Consider the following 15,742-nt stretch of genomic DNA (forward strand, 5'->3'; position numbering starts at 1 on the left):
GCGCATCATTCCGCGGCGACAAGCTCGCCGCGGCCATCCATGAAATCAGGGAACCACGATTCATGGGCATCGCGCAATTGCTGAATCGGCAGCGCAATCAGATCGTCGACGACGAGGGCGTCGCCCTTGACGGTACCGAGACGGCGGAAGGGGATGCCTGAACCTTCTGCATTGGCGCAGATGAAATCGGCAACATCATTCGGAACGGTCAGCACGTAGCGTGCCTGATCCTCGCCGAAGAGCTGGGCATGGGCCGCACCCTTGCCTTCGCTGAGGCTGACGTTGAGACCCTTGCCTGAGGCCATCGCCATTTCAGCGAGCGCCAGGACGAGGCCGCCGGAGGAAATGTCGTGGCAGGCGGTCGCCTGACCGTTACGGATAACCGAGCGGACGAAATCGCCGTTGCGGCGTTCGGCGAAGAGATCGACCTCGGGTGCCGGGCCTTCGGTGCTGCCGACGACATCGCGCAGATAGACGGACTGGCCGAGATGGCTGCCGTCGGTGCCGATGAGCAGAACCTTGTCGCCTTCGGCAGCGCTGCCGATTCGGGCCATCTTGCGCCAGTCGGGCATCAGGCCGACGCCAGCAATGGTGGGCGTCGGCAGAATGGCGACACCATTGGTTTCGTTATAGAGCGAGACGTTGCCGGAGACGATCGGGAAGTCCAGTGCGCGGCAGGCTTCGCCGATGCCCTTCACGGCCTCGACGAACTGGCCCATGATCTCTGGCTTTTCCGGATTGCCGAAGTTCAGGTTGTCTGTGGCCGCCAGCGGCTCGGCGCCGGTCGCGGTGATGTTGCGCCAGCATTCGGCAACCGCCTGCTTGCCGCCCTCGAAGGGATTGGCCTCGACATAACGCGGGGTGACGTCAGAGGAGAAGGCCAGCGCCTTCAGCGGATGGCCTTCGACGCGCACGACGCCGGCATCGCCGCCCGGAAGCTGCAGGGAGTTGCCCTGGATCAGCGTGTCATACTGTTCGTAGACCCAGCGGCGGCTGGACTGATTGGCGGAGCCGACGAGCTTCAGCAGCGCTTCGTTGTAGTCCTGCGGTGCTGCAACGAGGTTAGCGGGCAGGGGCGCGCGCTTGCCGGATTCGCGCCAAGGGCGGTCATATTCCGGAGCCTGGTCACCGAGATCCTTGATTGGCAGGTTTGCGACTTCCTCGCCCTGATGCATGACGCGGAAACGCAGATCGTCCGTGGTCTTGCCGACGATGGCAAAATCGAGGCCCCACTTGACGAAGATCGCCTTGGCTTCCTCTTCCTTTTCCGGCTGCAGCACCATGAGCATGCGCTCCTGGCTTTCCGACAGCATCATCTCGTAGGCGGTCATGCGCTCTTCGCGCACCGGTACCTTGTCGAGCTCGAGCAAGATGCCGAGGTCGCCCTTGGCGCCCATTTCGACGGCCGAGCAGGTGAGGCCGGCCGCACCCATGTCCTGGATCGCGATGACGGCGCCGGTCTTCATCAGTTCGAGGCAGGCTTCGAGCAGGCACTTTTCGGTAAAGGGGTCACCGACCTGAACCGTCGGGCGCTTCTCTTCGATCGATTCATCGAATTCGGCCGATGCCATGGTTGCACCGCCGACACCATCGCGGCCGGTCTTGGCGCCGAGATAGACGACGGGCAGGCCGACACCCTTTGCTTCCGAGAGGAAGATGGCGTTCGACTTTGCGAGGCCTGCTGCAAAGGCGTTAACGAGGATGTTGCCGTTATAGCGGGCATCGAATTCCACTTCGCCGCCGACAGTCGGCACGCCGAAGGAATTGCCGTAGCCGCCCACGCCGGCCACGACCCCGGCAACGAGATGGCGTGTCTTCGGATGATCCGGCTCGCCGAAACGCAGCGCGTTCATTGCAGCGATCGGACGCGCGCCCATGGTGAAGACGTCGCGCAGGATGCCGCCGACGCCGGTCGCCGCACCCTGATAGGGCTCGATATAGGAGGGGTGGTTGTGGCTCTCCATCTTGAAGACGACGCAATCGCCGTCATCGATATCGACCACGCCGGCATTTTCGCCAGGTCCCTGGATGACGCGCGGTCCCTTGGTCGGCAAGGTGCGCAACCACTTCTTGGAGGATTTGTAGGAGCAGTGCTCGTTCCACATGGCCGAAAAGATGCCGAGCTCCGTGAAGCTCGGTTCGCGGCCGATCAGATCCAGAATGCGCTGGTATTCATCCGGCTTGAGGCCGTGTGAGGCGATGAGTTCCGGCGTGATCTTGATAGTGTTTGGAATGGTCATGAGCTCCCGAAAGTCCCTGCCTTAGAGCAATCCAGCAAAAGTGCGCAGCGGTTTTGCGTCCGGAATTGCGTGAAACAAAGAGATAGAGCATGACCGACATTCGAAGAAAAACGGACATGCTCTAGCGCGTTTGCCGTGTCTTTAGCTTAAGTAGGAATTGTGCGCGATAGGAAAATGCCTGCCGTCAACAGAGGCAGGCATCATGGGGCTCGCAATTACTATTCAGGAAGCCACTGCAGACTAGAATTTGTAGCCGACCATAAGTCCGGCGCGGGTCATGCCGTCGTTCGGGGCATCGCAGAGATTGGCATTCGAGGAATGGGCGAGCTGCGCCATGACATTCCAGTTGCTGTTGAAGCGATAGCCGGCGCCGAGATATTCGTGGAACAGCACACGACAGCCGAGGTCGGGGTGATCGTCGTCGTCGCGAAGCTCGCCAGTGTGGATGACGCCGCCGAAGCCAGCTTCAGCGAAGATCTTGTCGCTGAGGTCAACCGTCCAGGTGAAACCGGCGAAGAACTGCGTGGCTTCACCCGCCGTGCCGATCGAGGTGCCGACATGGACGCGCGGATGCATGAGTTGCTGCTTCCAGTCGGTTGCCTGCTCAAAACCGAAGGGATCGAAAAGGGCCGTTATTTCAGGGAAAACGCCATCTTCATGCGAATGTCCGCCCTGTACGGAAGCGGAAGCGCCGAAGCGCAATTCGTCGAAAATCTTGTCTCCGGCTTGCGCCGCTGATGACATTCCCAAGCTGCTGGCGATTACTGCGACCGACGCGATCCTCGACAGGCTTAAACGGAAATCGGATTTCATCTGCTGTCCCTTGATTCTCGCCCGACCAGCGGAATGGGAAAGAGGTAACATGCAGGTATCGATGGTAAAGCGCCCGTGTCCGGATCGTGGCTTTTTCCACAATCCTGACACCAATTTGCAACAGTTCAGATTTCTCCGTCATAGGCGGAGCCGCCATTTTCCAATAGGCGTTTCAATATCATAAGGCCCGACACAAGCTCGTTTCTATCCTTCGGCGAGGAGAAGCCGATGCGCACGCGGTGATAGACCTTCTCGCCACGCGCGGCCTTGAACTCGTCTTCGTCATCAACAAGCACGCCATCGCGGAAGGCGGCATTCTTGAAGGTGCCGGACAGCCAGGGCTCCGGCAGTTTCAGCCACAGGAAAGGCGCATGCGGGTGGGACTCGAAATCGAATCCCTGCATGACCTCACGGGCGAGGCTCACCCGGGCCGACAGTTCCACGACACTTGCATTGCGGATCTCGTGCGCCCTGCCGCTCTGGACGAGCCGCGCGCAGGTTTCGGCCAGAATGAAGGGCAGGCCACCCGTGACCATCTTGTGCGTGACCTTGATGCGCTGGGCGAAATGCGGCGGGCAGGCGACCCAGCCGCCACGCACGCCGGCGGCAACCGATTTCGACAGGCCGTTGACCAGGAAGGTGCGATCGGGCGCGATTGCGGCAAGCAGCGGCGTAGCGTCATTGGCCATGCCGCCATAGAGATCGTCCTCGATGATCCACACGCCATGCCGTCTGGCGATGTCGGCAATGGCGATGCGCCGCTTATAGGGCATGATGGCAAGGGTCGGATTGTGGACCGTGGGCATCAGGAAGATCAGCTTCGGATGCTGCTGCTGGCAAAGCCGCTCGAAATCCTCGGGAATGACGCCGTTCTCATCCGACTCGACTGTCAACGTGCGCCGCCCGAGCAGGCGGACGCTGCGGCTGACCTGCGTATAGGTGAGGTTTTCGAAAACGATCTTGTCACCGGGTGCAGACACGGCGGCGATGACGGCAATTGCCGCCGCATGCGCGCCGAGCGTCGGAACGACATTTTCGATCTCCGGCGACCAGTCATTGCGCGCCAGCCAGAGACGTCCGGCCTCGAACCAGTTTCGCGGAAAGCTGCGTGAATAGGAGGAGATTTCCGCCAGATGCTGCTCGCCGATCTCGGCCATGATGCCGGCAATGATCTTGCCCTGACCAAGATCGGGGGCGGCGGTCGTGTCGAAGCGAAGCTTGTTTGCCGGGGCGTCTGCAATGCGGGTGCCGCTCAACGAAAGGGTAAGGGGATCCGTCTGCTCGCTCGGGGGCGTATCGGCACGATCGAGCACATAAGTGCCGCGGCCGACTTCACCGGCGACGAGGCCGCGTTCATGAACCAGCGCATAGGCGCGGCCGATTGTTCCGATTGTCACCCCAATGTCATAGGCGAGATTTCGCTGCGGCGGCAGCTTGGCTCCCGCCGGCAAAGCGCCGGAAGCAATGGCGGATTCGATATTGTCCGCAAGCCGCATATAGACTGGGCCGGAGCCCTGCGAGAGATCTGGGAGCCAATTTGTCATGGTGACAATGAATAGATTGTCACCCTTCCGCTGTCAAGACTATGTGACAATTACTAGAGCGGAAACAACAGGAGCCAAGGATGTCCGTTGTACCTCAAATGAAGAGCGAAATTGTATCAATTGTCTCTATCGATAGCCCGCACGAAATTGTCCTCCCGAGGCAGGCGCCGGCCACGACGTGGGCCGGCCGCCTGTGGGCAGTCTTCCTTCTGTGGCAACAGAAGCGGGAGGGACGCCTGGCGTTGCGCGGACTAACAGCGGATCAACTCAAGGATATCGGCCTGTCGCAGTCCGATGCCGCGCGCGAAGTCAGCAAGTCGTTTTTCTGGGATTAAGCCAAAGCTCAGTTGCAGGCGCGATTGCCACCCGACCAGCGGGTGACATCGGCAGCGATGCGGCCGGCGACCGGCTCGGACATCATCGGGCCGAAGGCCTGCATCTTGGCCGGATTGCCTTCGGCCTGCACGACGAGCAGTGGCCGGCTTTCCGGGCTACCCTTGTGCACGACGAGAATGCGCGGACGGCCGGAGAAGGAATTGAGTTCCGGTGCGAGCTTGTAGGCCGCAAAAGCCGCATCTCCCGACTTGAACCAGCAGCCATTGGCGCCGAGCGCCACACGCTCCATCGTCGACAACGCACTGCGGTCCGGTCCCTTTGCAGGCGTCGAGGACTGGCAGGCAGCAACGAGTGCGGCAAGGCCGGCAAAGGCAGCAGCATTAGCGATGGCTGCAAAAAGGCGAGGGTGCATCTATCTTGCTCTTCGGCCAGAATCAGGCGGCGATGACGTCGAGTGCCGAGGCGAAAAGGCCACGGCCGTCCGAACCGCCATGGGCGGCCTCGATGAGATTTTCCGGATGCGGCATCATGCCGAGCACATTGCCCTTGGCGTTCACGATGCCGGCAATGTCGTTGACCGAACCGTTCGGATTGGTGCCCTCGGCATAGCGGAAGACGACCTGGCCGTTGCCTTCGATGGCAGCCAGCGTCTCGGCGTCAGCAAAGTAGTTGCCGTCGTGATGGGCGACCGGGCAGCGGATGATCTGGCCCTTTTCATAGGCGCGGGAGAAATCCGTTTCCGCGTTGACGACTTCGAGCTTGATCTCGCGGCAGACGAATTTCAGTGAGGCGTTGCGCATCAGGGCGCCCGGCAGAAGGCCAGCCTCGACGAGGATCTGGAAGCCGTTGCAGACGCCGAGCACTTTCACGCCCTTGTTGGCCTTGTCGATGATCGCCTGCATGACCGGCATGCGAGCAGCGATCGCTCCGCAGCGCAGATAATCGCCATAGGAGAAGCCGCCGGGAATGACGATCAGGTCGACATCAGGGATTTCCGTTTCCGTCTGCCAGATCGTCACCGGCTGATGACCGGAGATCTTGGTGAGAGCGGCGATCATGTCGCGATCGCGGTTGAGGCCCGGAAGTTGAACGACGGCTGATTTCATAAGGTCCCCGCGTTTGGCGAAAGATATTGAACTGGAACGCTTTCGGCGAGCCATACTCCATTGTCCGAGACAAAGAAAGAATGCCCCTCTGAAAACATGCGGGCTGCGTCTACACGCAGGATAATAGTGTCGCCCTTGCGGCGCGTTGCGACGATCTTGGCCGTATCGACATCATCAGAGAGATGAACGTGGTGCCGTTCCATCTTCTTCAGGCCTTCGCGCTCGATCAGAGGCCAGTTCACGAGTGACGTACCGTGAAAAAGAATTGCAGGCGGCTGGACCGCCTTCAACGCAAGATCGACTTCGACGCTGTGGCCCTGGTTGGCGCGAATTCTGTTATCGACGAGTGCAAAGCGCTTCTTCGGACTGTTCTCGATGATCCCGATAATATCGGCGCGGAAGACGTCGTATTTCGACGTCACCGCCTTCTCGAATACATCGAAGGATACCCAGCCCTCGGCATCAAGCGTCAGGCCTGCGGCTTCCGGCGCATGGCGCAAAACATAGCTCATGAATTTCGAGACTTCCGTCTCCAGCTTTGCTTCCATGACGCTTCATCCTGAAGGCCCGCCGCGTGGCGGGCCTGTGATCATCAGTCGATCGCGATCGCGTAGTTCTCGATGACCGTGTTTGCGAGGAGTTTCTCGCACATAGCCTTGAGATCGGCTTCGGCCTTGGCCTTGTCGGTGCCTTCGAGCTCCAGGTCGAAGACCTTGCCCTGGCGGACATGACCGACGCCGCCGAAGCCGAGGGCGCCGAGCGCGCCTTCAATGGCTTTGCCCTGAGGATCGAGAACGCCGTTTTTCAGCGTGACAGTGACGCGAGCCTTGATCACTTGTTTTCCCTGCTTTTACTTGACCAGAACCGGGCCGGTGCCGCGCACGGGCTCGTTTTCATTGATGATGCCGAGACGGCGCGCAACTTCGGAATAGGCTTCCAGCAGACCGCCCATATCGCGGCGGAAGAGGTCCTTGTCCATCTTCTTGTGGGTCTCGATATCCCAGAGGCGGCAGCTGTCCGGCGAGATTTCGTCAGCCAGGATGATGCGCATCATGTCGCCTTCGAAGAGGCGGCCGCATTCGATCTTGAAATCGACGAGCTGGATGCCGACGCCGAGGAAGAGGCCGGTCATGAAGTCATTGACACGGATGGCAAGCGCCATGATGTCGTCGAGCTCAGCCGGATTGGCCCAGCCGAAGGCGGTGATGTGCTCTTCAGAGACCATCGGATCTTCGAGCGCGTCGGATTTGTAATAGAATTCGATGATCGAGCGCGGCAGGACCACGCCTTCCTCGATGCCGAGGCGCTTGGCAAGCGAGCCGGCGGCGACGTTGCGCACGACGATCTCGAGCGGGATCATCTCCACTTCCTTGATCAGCTGCTCGCGCATGTTGAGCCGGCGGATGAAGTGGGTGGGAATGCCAATCTTGTTCAGATGGCTGAAGATATATTCAGAAATACGGTTGTTGAGGACGCCTTTGCCATCAATGACTTCGTGTTTCTTCTTGTTGAAAGCAGTGGCATCGTCCTTGAAGAACTGGATCAGCGTGCCCGGTTCAGGCCCTTCATACAGAATCTTTGCCTTGCCCTCGTAGATACGGCGGCGACGGTTCATTGTGGTTATTCTCTAGTTGTTGGCGCCCTTGGGATGGCGCGCGTGGATCGATCTCGTGGCGTCCCCTTAAAGGAAAAGAGAGAGTTTCACAATCCGCCTGTCACTCCTTCCCCGGTTTCCGGCCTTGGGCGGAAAAACCGCAAAGAGAATCGAAATCTTGCCAGATGGAGACTACCGCCTTTTTCTTTACGGTGGAATGAAGGCAAAATCTCGGAGGGGTTATACAGGTCTTTATCCGGAGGCGGTTTTGGAGATGGGTCGGCCCACGGAACGGCGCAGATCCTTTTGCAGTGCGCGAGCCTCACCCTCCGGCTGCCGCCAGCTTTCGCCACGAATGAAAGCCGGGAACTGCAGGCCGGACATCGGCCGGGCGAGCGCATAGCCCTGCAGCATGTCGCAGCCGAGCTCCTGCAGGATGCGGACGTGATCGGCGGTCTCGACACCTTCTGCGGTAACGAGAATATTCAGCGAGCGGCCGATCTCGATGATGGAGCGCACGAGCTTGCGCTGCTCGGCCGATTGCGGCAGGTGCCTGATCAACTCGCGATCGATCTTCAGTGTTTTCGGGCTCAGCCGCAGCAAGCTGACGATCGAGGCATGACCGGTGCCGAAATCATCGACCTCGATGTCAATGCCGAGTTTCTTCAGCTTCTTGAGATTGGCGGTGACCGCCTCGTCGCAATCGTCAAGCGAGATCGATTCCAGGAGTTCGAAAGAGACCGTGCCGGGCTCGATCTTCAGCGAGCGCAGCTTCTTGCCAAGCTGCGGATCGGACAGTCTCCGGCCGGAGACATTGACGGAGATGCGGGGAATGGTGAAGCCTTCGCGGATCCAGGCTTTCCGGTCGGCGATCGCTTGTTCGAGGATCAGCGCATCGATGGTCGAGACGACGTCGAGATCCTCGGCAATGTCGAGGAAGCGATCCGGCGCCAACAGTCCATGTTCCGGATGCTGCCAGCGGGCCAGCGTCTCGATGCCGGCGATATCGAGCGTGCGGGCGTCGAACTGCGGCTGGTAGAAGGGCAGGAATTCGCTGCGCTCCAGCCCGATCAGGATTTCATCGGCAAGGCGCTTGGCCGTCAGGATCGTGCGGCGTGCGGCATTGGAGAAGAATTCGTGGCGGTTGCGGCCTGAGCCCTTGGCCCGGTAGAGCGCGATATCGGCGTTCAGCAGGAGCTGCTTTTCGTCGAGCTTCGGGCCGCTATCGATGGCGATGCCGATGCTGGCACCGAAGCGGCAATCATGCCCCTCGTATTTAATGGGTTTGCGCAACTCGCGGATGATGCGCTCGGCGACGGTGGCAATCTTCTTCGAGGGAGTGTCGACGATGCAGAGAACGACGAATTCATCGCCGCCGATGCGCGCAACGAAATCGGTGCCGCGAATGGAATCGCGCAGTACCCGGGCAGCATGTTTGAGCATATGATCGCCGGCGCGGTGGCCGAGCGTATCGTTGATCTGCTTGAAGCGGTCGAGATCGATATGAAGGATGGCAAGCGCCAGACCCTCCTCGCGACAATGGGCGGAGCGTTCTTCCAGCATCTTGTCGAGATAGCGACGGTTCGGCAGGCCGGTCAGATAATCATGGAACGCCAGATGCTCGATGCTTTCCTTGGCTGCTTCGAGTTCGCGGTTACGGGCTTCGGCAAGATCCTTGGCGCGCCGCAACTCGTTGCGCAGCGCTACTTCCTCTGTCACGTCCCAATTGGCGCCGATCAGCTTGCGGCAGCCATTGCCGTCGACGAAGAAGGCCGAGCGGGCACGGATGATGCGCTCGGCGCCATCGCCTCTGATGATGCGAAATTCCTGATGAAAGCCGGTCTCGTTGTTGACGTTGCTTTCGACGGTTTCGTTGACGCGATCGCGATCATCAGGATGAACAGTGCTGAGCCAGGCATTGGCTGCGGAGAAACGATCGGCATCCTCTAGTCCGTAGATGGCAATGAGGCGATCGTCCCATTCGACGGTCCCGTGATCGATATCGGCTTCGAAAACGCCGATATCGCTGATCTGCAAAGCAAGGTCGAGGCGGCGGGAGAGCTGCGCCAGCATCTCCTCGGTTTCCTTGCGTGCGGTGATGTCCGTGTCCGTGCCGACGACGCGCTGAGCAGCGCCGTTCTCATCCCATTCGACGGGTGCGCCGCGGCATTCGATCCAGACCCAGTGGCCGTCCTTGTGGCGCTCTCGATACTGGAAGACATGATAGTCGGGGTCGCCGGCATTCTGGCGCTCGATGGCGTTGACGACGAAATCGCGATCATCGGGATGAACGAGTTGCAGCCAGGCCTCGTAGTCGCCATCGGCCTCCTCATCCGGCGCCATGCCGCGAATGCTCTTCCAGGTCTGCGAATAATATTTCTTGTCGAGGCGGTAATTGTGGTCCCAGACGCCGAGGCCGGAGCCGACGAGTGCGTAGTTCCATCGGCTTTCGCGCTCGGCAATGTCGGAATCGTCGGTGCAGCTTGCGTACCCATTGGCCGCCGGCTCGTCGCAACTGGCATCGGCGGCTTTTGGCGGGTAGGTTTGCTTCACGGGCGCTCTCGCTTCTCTGGCGTCAGCGCAGTCTGCGGTCTTTCCATTAAGAAATGCTTAGAAAGCGATCGCTTAATTCACTGGAAATGCCGGATTTTTTGGCTTTCTCAGCCGGGCAGGCGGCTGAGAAATTGAGCAAAGACCATCGTGCCTTCCGGCCAGGGGCCGTGGCCGGATTCCGAGTTAATGTGACCGGACTCGCCCGCATCCACCAAGAAGGAACCCCAGCTGTTGGCGACGTCATCAGCATGCTCATAGGTGCCGAAGGGATCGTTGCGGCTGGCGACCGTAATCGAGGGGAAAGGCAGCGGATCGCGCGGGTAGGGGCCGAAGGTCATGAGATGCTTCGGGCGGATATCCGGATTGGCAACATCGGGCGGCGCCACGAAGAAGGCGCCGGCAACGCGCTTTTGAAACAGCGGAATTGCATGGATCACCGATGGCACCCCGAGGGAATGCGCGATGAGCACCACGGGGCGCGTCGAGGCATTCACCGCCTCAGCGATGCGGGCGGTCCAGTCCTCGCGCACGGGCTTGGACCATTCCGCCTGCTCGACGCGGCGCGCGGTGCTGAGCTTTGCTTCCCAGCGGCTCTGCCAATGGTCGGGGCCGGAATTGGTATAGCCGGGAATGATGAGGATATCTGCGTCTGAAGCTTTCATGGTGCCGCCGATGTGAGAAAGCTTAACCGCGATGTCAAGGGAAAGAGCGACTTAGCTAAAAAAATTTGCTAAAGTGGCTTTATGCCGGTTGCGTTCTCGTGTCGGCCCCTTGTTGCCCACACATTCGCCTCCGGCTCATCTTGGCTGAGGAGGAGAAAGCCGTGACGACATTTCATGTCATGACGGGCGCTGGCGAGAACTTCGCACGGCCCGTGGTCAATCGCATCAGCATAGCCGACGTCTTCGACGCGCTCAGGCTGGGTTTCGAGGATTTCCGCGAGAAGCCTTCACATTACGTTTTCCTGTGTCTCATGTATCCGATCGCCGGTATCTTCCTGACGATGCTGAGCTCGGGGGCCAATCTCGCACCGATGATCTTTCCGCTGATGTCGGGCTTTGTGCTGATCGGCCCGATAGCCGCGATCGGCCTCTACGAAATCAGCCGCCGGCGCGAAGCCGGACTCGATACGTCCTGGACACATGCACTCGATGTACGCCATTCGCCGGCTTTGCCGTCCATCATCGCCGTCGGCCTCCTGCTGTTCGGGATCTTCACCGTCTGGCTGGTCACGGCGCAAACCATCTATACGAGCCTTCTCGGAGAGGTCTTCCCGCGCTCCATGTCGCTCTTCCTGCAGCAGGTGTTCGGCACGCCGGAAGGCATGCAGCTCATCCTGTGGGGTAATCTGGTCGGCCTCGGCTTTGCGTTCGTCGTTCTGGCGATCACCGTCGTGACCTTCCCGATGCTGCTCGACAGGGATTGCGGGGCGGTGGCCGCGATGGTCGCCTCGATCCGGGCGACCTTCATCAATCCGGTACCGGTATTGCTCTGGGGCCTGATCGTTGCCGCGTCGCTCGTCATCGGCACAATCCCGCTCTTTGTCGGTCTCGCACTCGTTATCCCGATCCTCGGCCATGCGACTTGGCATCTTTACCGGAAGCTGATCGCCCGCGAAGCCATGTGATGGCAACATTCCCGGGGTATCGCGAATTTGCGCGATACCCCGGAATTTCAATAGAGCCCGGAACCTCGGAACCTTGCTTGGAGTTTGTCTTTTGCCGACTTCGAAGGAGGATCTCCCGGTGACCATACGCCACGTGTTTGCGCACTTCGCAACCAGGATATCGGAGTGGGCGGGCAAGCCGGTGACCTTCATTCTGGCGCTTATCGCCGTCATTATCTGGGCTGCTCTCGGCCCCGTCTTCGACTACTCGGAAACCTGGCAGCTGGTGATCAACACCGGCACGACGATCATCACCTTCCTGATGGTCTTTGTCCTGCAGAACGCGCAGACGCGCGATACACGGGCCATCCAGGCGAAGCTCAACGAAATCATCCTGACGAGCCATGCCGAGAACCGCTTCATCGGCATCGAAAATCTCGACGAGGAAGACCTCAAACATCTCGACCAACTGGTGGCCAAGGCGGCCAAGGGCCGGGGTGCGACAGAGATTTGCGAGATATCGGACGAGCTGGGCGACACTTCGATCCGCAAGCCGGAGAAAAAGAAGCGCGCTGCGCCGGTGACTACATCCCGGAAGCGAAAATGAAAACGGCGCCTCACGGGCGCCGTCTCATGACATATCTTGTGCCGATCAAGCTTCGCCGAAGACGCGGCGGAAGATCGTGTCGACATGCTTGGTATGATAGCCGAGATCGAATTTCTCGCGGAGATCCGCCTCGGAGAGTGCGGCGCGCACTTCGGCGTCGGCCAGCAGTTCTTCGAGGAAATCCTTGCCCTGTTCCCAGACCTTCATGGCGTTGCGCTGCACGAGGCGATAGGCATCCTCGCGGGAGACACCGGCCTGCGTCAGCGCCAGGAGAACGCGTTGCGAATGGACGAGGCCGCGGAATTTGTCGAGGTTCTTCATCATGTTCTCGGGATAGACCACGAGCTTTTCGATGACGCGGGCGAGACGGTTCAGCGCGAAATCGAGGGTAACAGTGGTATCCGGGCCGATGGCGCGCTCGACGCTCGAATGGCTAATGTCACGCTCATGCCAGAGCGCCACGTTTTCCATCGCGGGTACGACCGACATGCGCACGAGACGCGCAAGGCCGGTCAGGTTTTCAGTCAGGACCGGGTTGCGCTTGTGCGGCATGGCAGACGAGCCCTTCTGGCCCGGCGAGAAGAATTCTTCCGCCTCCAGCACTTCGGTGCGCTGCATGTGGCGGATTTCGATCGCGACGTTTTCGATCGACGAGCCGATGACGCCGAGCGTGGCGAAGAACATCGCATGGCGGTCACGCGGGATGACCTGTGTGGAGACGGGCTCCGGAACGAGACCGAGTGCTGCGCAGACATGCTCTTCGACAACAGGGTCGATATTGGCGAAGGTGCCGACAGCGCCGGAGATGGCCCCCGTCGCGATTTCGGCGCGGGCGGCAACGAGACGGGCGCGGTTGCGGCTCATCTCGGCATAGAAGCGGGCGAAGGTCAGGCCCATCGTCGTCGGCTCGGCATGGATGCCGTGGCTGCGGCCGATGCGGATCGTATCCTTGTGTTCGAAGGCGCGCGTCTTGAGCGCTGTCAGAACACGGTCCATGTCGGCGAGCAGAATATCGGCAGCGCGCACGAGCTGGATGTTGAACGTGGTGTCGAGCACGTCGGAAGAAGTCATGCCCTGATGGACGAAGCGGGCGTCCGGGCCGACGATTTCGGCAAGGTGGGTCAGGAAGGCGATGACGTCATGTTTGGTGACGGCCTCGATCTCATCGATGCGGGCAACGTCGAAAGTCGCCTTGCCGCCCTTTTCCCAGATGGTGGCGGCTGCCGACTTCGGGATCACGCCGAGGTCTGCCAGCGCGTCGCAGGCATGGGCCTCGATCTCGAACCAGATGCGGAACTTGGTTTCGGGAGACCAGATGGCGACCATATCGGGCCGGGAATAACGAGGGATCATGGGCGAGCGCCTTCATTTCGTGACAGTAGCTGCGGCCCCTGTAGCAAAGACGGCCGGCAATCTCAACGCATGCGTTTGGCAAGAGCCAGGCTGGTGGCAAAAAGACAGACCAGTCCGAGGGGCAAAAACAGCCCCAGGCCAAGGACAAGGAACTGATAGACGGCACTGGCGCCGGTAAAGACAAACTGGAACATCCAGATGACCGAGCCGAACGGCGAATGCCAGCGGGAATAGAAAATCCGGTAGTCCATGGCGAAGAGAAAGGCCGTCATCAGGACCGTGCCCATCGTCAGCACCAGGAAGAATGCGGCAAAACGCGCCTCCACCTGATGGCCGAGCGCAAGATAGCGCCCGGCAAGCAAGTTAAAGGGCCAGGAGAGCAGCCCGCCGCCGAAATAGAGGATGGAGAGATCGAGCACATGGCTCGTTTCCATGCCATTGCGCAGATAGAGGCCGGCTAGGGCCGAGATCAGCATCTGGACGCCCCAGAGCGGGGCGCCGATGAAAAGTTCTGATAAGGACGGCCATGCCGCCCGCAGACGGTTCATTCTCAGGGGTGAACCGGAACGGCGATCCAGCGGCCGTTGCGGCCGTCAGGAGAGGCGCTCAGCGCCAGGATGAGGGCGATATGGACAGGCTTGCCCGAATCCGGCTGATAGACGAGGGCGCCGCCCATGCGATATTCCACGGTACAGCCGCGATCTGCCGGCAGCGACTTGTCCTCATGCACCAGCTGGCGGTTCGGCGCACCGTCCTTCTCGATGAGCTGCAGGGTGAAGCCGATGACGCGGTTGACGTCCTTGCAGCTTTCCGGCTTGGCGACTTCGGCATCGCCGAGCAGCAGCGAATAGGCGCCCCGCGGCGGGCCATCACTTGCAATCGTGGTGTAACGGATCGTCTTCATCGGCGAGCCGAGTTCGGTCGGCGGATTGAAGGCGGCGATCAGGCCGGGATTGGTCAGAAGGTCGTACTTGTCCATCTGCTGGCGAGCTGCCGTCAGATTCTGGCGGCGTGCCTTGGACAGATCGGCATCCTTGTCGGTCAATTCCAAATGAAAGGGCGTGCCCTCGAGATCGGCACCCGTTTCGGTATCGATGAAATAGGTCTCCGAATAGGGGATCTTGCCATCCTTCATGCCGAATTCCTGGAAGGCAAAGACCTTGCCGTCGGCGGAAAAGCCGACAGGCTGCATATTGGCGATATCGCCAGCAGAGGCCGTGGCCGCCATGCCGGTCAGCAGGGCGGCGAAAAACCCGCCCATGAACATGCGCTTCGTCATCAGCGAGCTCCCTCAGCCGCGTTGCGAAGGGCGGTGATGGCCTGGCGATAGGCCTCGACCGAGCCGCCCTTGAAAATTGCCGACCCGGCGACGAGCACATTGCCGCCGGCCTTCGCCACGGTAGGCGCGGTATCGACCGTCACACCGCCGTCCACCTCAAGCTCGATCGGGCGGTCACCGATGAGTGACTTTGCCGCTGCGATCTTGTCTGCCATTGCCGGAATGAATTTCTGGCCGCCGAAACCGGGGTTGACGGACATAATGAGAATGAGGTCGACATCGTCAAGCACGTTCTCGACCACCGAGAGCGGCGTTGCCGGATTGAGGGCGACGCCGACCTTCTTGCCGAGATGGCGGATCGTCTGCAGCGAGCGGTGCAGGTGCGGTCCGGCCTCTGCATGCACAGTGATGCGATCACAGCCGGCCTTTGCGAAAGCCTCCAAATAGGGATCGGCCGGCGAGATCATCAGATGGCAGTCGAAGGTCGCATCCGTATAGGAGCGCAGCGACTTGATGACATCGGGGCCGAAGGAGATGTTCGGCACGAAATGACCGTCCATGACATCGAGATGGATCCAGTCGGCGCCAGCCGCGGTGACGTTGCTCACTTCCTCGCCGAGCTTTGCAAAATCTGCCGCCAGGATCGATGGGGCGATGCGGATGGGCAATGTCGTCATGGTCTCGGTCTCCTCTCAACCGGAAGCGGCCGAA

At 60.3% G+C, this 15,742-nt stretch carries 17 protein-coding genes; 3 read left to right on the plus strand and 14 right to left on the minus strand.

Features of this window, described 5'->3' with window-relative positions; all coding sequences use genetic code 11:
• Nucleotides 1-5: 5 nt before the first annotated feature.
• The 3 genes from purL to AC1DM5_RS01850 form a co-directional block, all read right to left on the minus strand.
• A complete protein-coding gene (purL, locus tag AC1DM5_RS01840; RefSeq protein ID WP_477974506.1) occupies nt 6-2,240 on the minus strand; it encodes a phosphoribosylformylglycinamidine synthase subunit PurL in 2,235 nt (744 codons plus the stop codon).
• A gap of 240 nt (nt 2,241-2,480) precedes the next feature.
• Nucleotides 2,481-3,053: an acyloxyacyl hydrolase gene (locus tag AC1DM5_RS01845; RefSeq protein ID WP_477819448.1), complete on the minus strand. Its 573-nt coding sequence runs from the start codon at nt 3,051-3,053 to the stop codon at nt 2,481-2,483.
• Nucleotides 3,054-3,178: 125 nt separating this feature from the next.
• Nucleotides 3,179-4,597 (minus strand): aminotransferase-like domain-containing protein, encoded by a 1,419-nt coding sequence (locus tag AC1DM5_RS01850; RefSeq protein WP_477819449.1) that lies wholly within the window; start codon nt 4,595-4,597, stop codon nt 3,179-3,181.
• Between the two features lie 80 nt (nt 4,598-4,677).
• On the opposite strand from AC1DM5_RS01850, the gene AC1DM5_RS01855 reads away from it, so the two are divergent.
• Nucleotides 4,678-4,932, plus strand: coding sequence for a DUF1127 domain-containing protein (locus AC1DM5_RS01855; protein ID WP_477819450.1), 255 nt, complete (start codon nt 4,678-4,680; stop codon nt 4,930-4,932).
• An 8-nt stretch (nt 4,933-4,940) separates the two neighbouring features.
• Here the strand turns inward: AC1DM5_RS01855 and AC1DM5_RS01860 are convergent, their stop codons facing one another.
• From AC1DM5_RS01860 to AC1DM5_RS01890, 7 genes are all read right to left on the minus strand, one after another.
• Nucleotides 4,941-5,345 carry a hypothetical protein gene (locus AC1DM5_RS01860; RefSeq protein ID WP_477819451.1) on the minus strand — a complete coding sequence of 135 codons (405 nt, stop codon included), beginning with the start codon at nt 5,343-5,345 and terminating at the stop codon, nt 4,941-4,943.
• 22 nt (nt 5,346-5,367) lie between these two features.
• Nucleotides 5,368-6,039 carry a phosphoribosylformylglycinamidine synthase subunit PurQ gene (gene purQ / locus AC1DM5_RS01865; RefSeq protein ID WP_477819452.1) on the minus strand — a complete coding sequence of 224 codons (672 nt, stop codon included), beginning with the start codon at nt 6,037-6,039 and terminating at the stop codon, nt 5,368-5,370.
• On the minus strand, nt 6,036-6,587 hold the full coding sequence (locus AC1DM5_RS01870) for an RNA 2'-phosphotransferase (RefSeq protein WP_477819453.1): 552 nt from the start codon (nt 6,585-6,587) through the stop codon (nt 6,036-6,038). The genes purQ and AC1DM5_RS01870 overlap by 4 nt, the downstream gene beginning before the upstream one ends.
• A 44-nt stretch (nt 6,588-6,631) precedes the next feature.
• Entirely contained in the window at nt 6,632-6,874 is a 243-nt protein-coding gene (gene purS / locus AC1DM5_RS01875) for a phosphoribosylformylglycinamidine synthase subunit PurS (RefSeq protein WP_007826230.1), read from the minus strand.
• 15 nt (nt 6,875-6,889) lie between these two features.
• On the minus strand, nt 6,890-7,654 hold the full coding sequence (gene purC / locus AC1DM5_RS01880; protein WP_007826228.1) for a phosphoribosylaminoimidazolesuccinocarboxamide synthase: 765 nt from the start codon (nt 7,652-7,654) through the stop codon (nt 6,890-6,892).
• A gap of 231 nt (nt 7,655-7,885) precedes the next feature.
• On the minus strand, nt 7,886-10,186 hold the full coding sequence (locus AC1DM5_RS01885) for a putative bifunctional diguanylate cyclase/phosphodiesterase (protein WP_477819454.1): 2,301 nt from the start codon (nt 10,184-10,186) through the stop codon (nt 7,886-7,888).
• A gap of 107 nt (nt 10,187-10,293) precedes the next feature.
• On the minus strand, nt 10,294-10,848 hold the full coding sequence (locus tag AC1DM5_RS01890; RefSeq protein WP_477819455.1) for an RBBP9/YdeN family alpha/beta hydrolase: 555 nt from the start codon (nt 10,846-10,848) through the stop codon (nt 10,294-10,296).
• 161 nt (nt 10,849-11,009) lie between these two features.
• Here AC1DM5_RS01890 and AC1DM5_RS01895 point away from each other — a divergent pair, with 161 nt between their 5' ends.
• Complete coding sequence (locus AC1DM5_RS01895; RefSeq protein WP_477819456.1) at nt 11,010-11,813, plus strand: DUF2189 domain-containing protein; 804 nt, start codon at nt 11,010-11,012, stop codon at nt 11,811-11,813.
• 124 nt (nt 11,814-11,937) lie between these two features.
• The gene (locus tag AC1DM5_RS01900) at nt 11,938-12,399 is read left to right on the plus strand and encodes a low affinity iron permease family protein (RefSeq protein WP_477819547.1); all 462 of its coding nucleotides are present in this window, start codon (nt 11,938-11,940) and stop codon (nt 12,397-12,399) included.
• A 45-nt stretch (nt 12,400-12,444) separates the two neighbouring features.
• Here AC1DM5_RS01900 and purB read toward each other — a convergent pair whose 3' ends face one another.
• The 4 genes from purB to rpe all read right to left on the minus strand — a co-directional run bounded on the left by purB (nt 12,445) and on the right by rpe (nt 15,708).
• The gene (purB, locus tag AC1DM5_RS01905; RefSeq protein WP_477974508.1) at nt 12,445-13,752 is read right to left on the minus strand and encodes an adenylosuccinate lyase; all 1,308 of its coding nucleotides are present in this window, start codon (nt 13,750-13,752) and stop codon (nt 12,445-12,447) included.
• 62 nt (nt 13,753-13,814) lie between these two features.
• A complete protein-coding gene (locus tag AC1DM5_RS01910) occupies nt 13,815-14,300 on the minus strand; it encodes a hypothetical protein (RefSeq protein ID WP_477819458.1) in 486 nt (161 codons plus the stop codon).
• Nucleotides 14,301-14,302: 2 nt separating this feature from the next.
• Nucleotides 14,303-15,031, minus strand: a complete 729-nt coding sequence (locus AC1DM5_RS01915; protein WP_477819459.1) for a DUF2259 domain-containing protein — start codon at nt 15,029-15,031, stop codon at nt 14,303-14,305.
• Nucleotides 15,031-15,708, minus strand: a complete 678-nt coding sequence (gene rpe / locus AC1DM5_RS01920) for a ribulose-phosphate 3-epimerase (protein WP_477819460.1) — start codon at nt 15,706-15,708, stop codon at nt 15,031-15,033. Before rpe ends, AC1DM5_RS01915 begins: the two co-directional genes overlap by 1 nt.
• Between the last annotated feature and the right edge of the window lie 34 nt (nt 15,709-15,742).

This window comes from Rhizobium sp. 01T437 (assembly GCF_056398505.1).

Bases quoted from the DNA above. Each gene is read 5' to 3' on its own strand.
- AC1DM5_RS01870 (WP_477819453.1), bottom strand. From the start codon at position 6,587: ATGGAAGCAAAGCTGGAGACGGAAGTCTCGAAATTCATGAGCTATGTT.
- purQ (WP_477819452.1), bottom strand. From the start codon at position 6,039: ATGAAATCAGCCGTCGTTCAACTTCCGGGCCTCAACCGCGATCGCGAC.
- purL (WP_477974506.1), bottom strand. From the start codon at position 2,240: ATGACCATTCCAAACACTATCAAGATCACGCCGGAACTCATCGCCTCA.
- AC1DM5_RS01910 (WP_477819458.1), bottom strand. From the start codon at position 14,300: ATGAACCGTCTGCGGGCGGCATGGCCGTCCTTATCAGAACTTTTCATC.
- rpe (WP_477819460.1), bottom strand. From the start codon at position 15,708: ATGACGACATTGCCCATCCGCATCGCCCCATCGATCCTGGCGGCAGAT.
- purC (WP_007826228.1), bottom strand. From the start codon at position 7,654: ATGAACCGTCGCCGCCGTATCTACGAGGGCAAGGCAAAGATTCTGTAT.
- AC1DM5_RS01845 (WP_477819448.1), bottom strand. From the start codon at position 3,053: ATGAAATCCGATTTCCGTTTAAGCCTGTCGAGGATCGCGTCGGTCGCA.
- AC1DM5_RS01915 (WP_477819459.1), bottom strand. From the start codon at position 15,031: ATGACGAAGCGCATGTTCATGGGCGGGTTTTTCGCCGCCCTGCTGACC.
- AC1DM5_RS01850 (WP_477819449.1), bottom strand. From the start codon at position 4,597: ATGACAAATTGGCTCCCAGATCTCTCGCAGGGCTCCGGCCCAGTCTAT.
- AC1DM5_RS01890 (WP_477819455.1), bottom strand. From the start codon at position 10,848: ATGAAAGCTTCAGACGCAGATATCCTCATCATTCCCGGCTATACCAAT.
- AC1DM5_RS01855 (WP_477819450.1), top strand. From the start codon at position 4,678: ATGTCCGTTGTACCTCAAATGAAGAGCGAAATTGTATCAATTGTCTCT.
- AC1DM5_RS01860 (WP_477819451.1), bottom strand. From the start codon at position 5,345: ATGCACCCTCGCCTTTTTGCAGCCATCGCTAATGCTGCTGCCTTTGCC.
- purB (WP_477974508.1), bottom strand. From the start codon at position 13,752: ATGATCCCTCGTTATTCCCGGCCCGATATGGTCGCCATCTGGTCTCCC.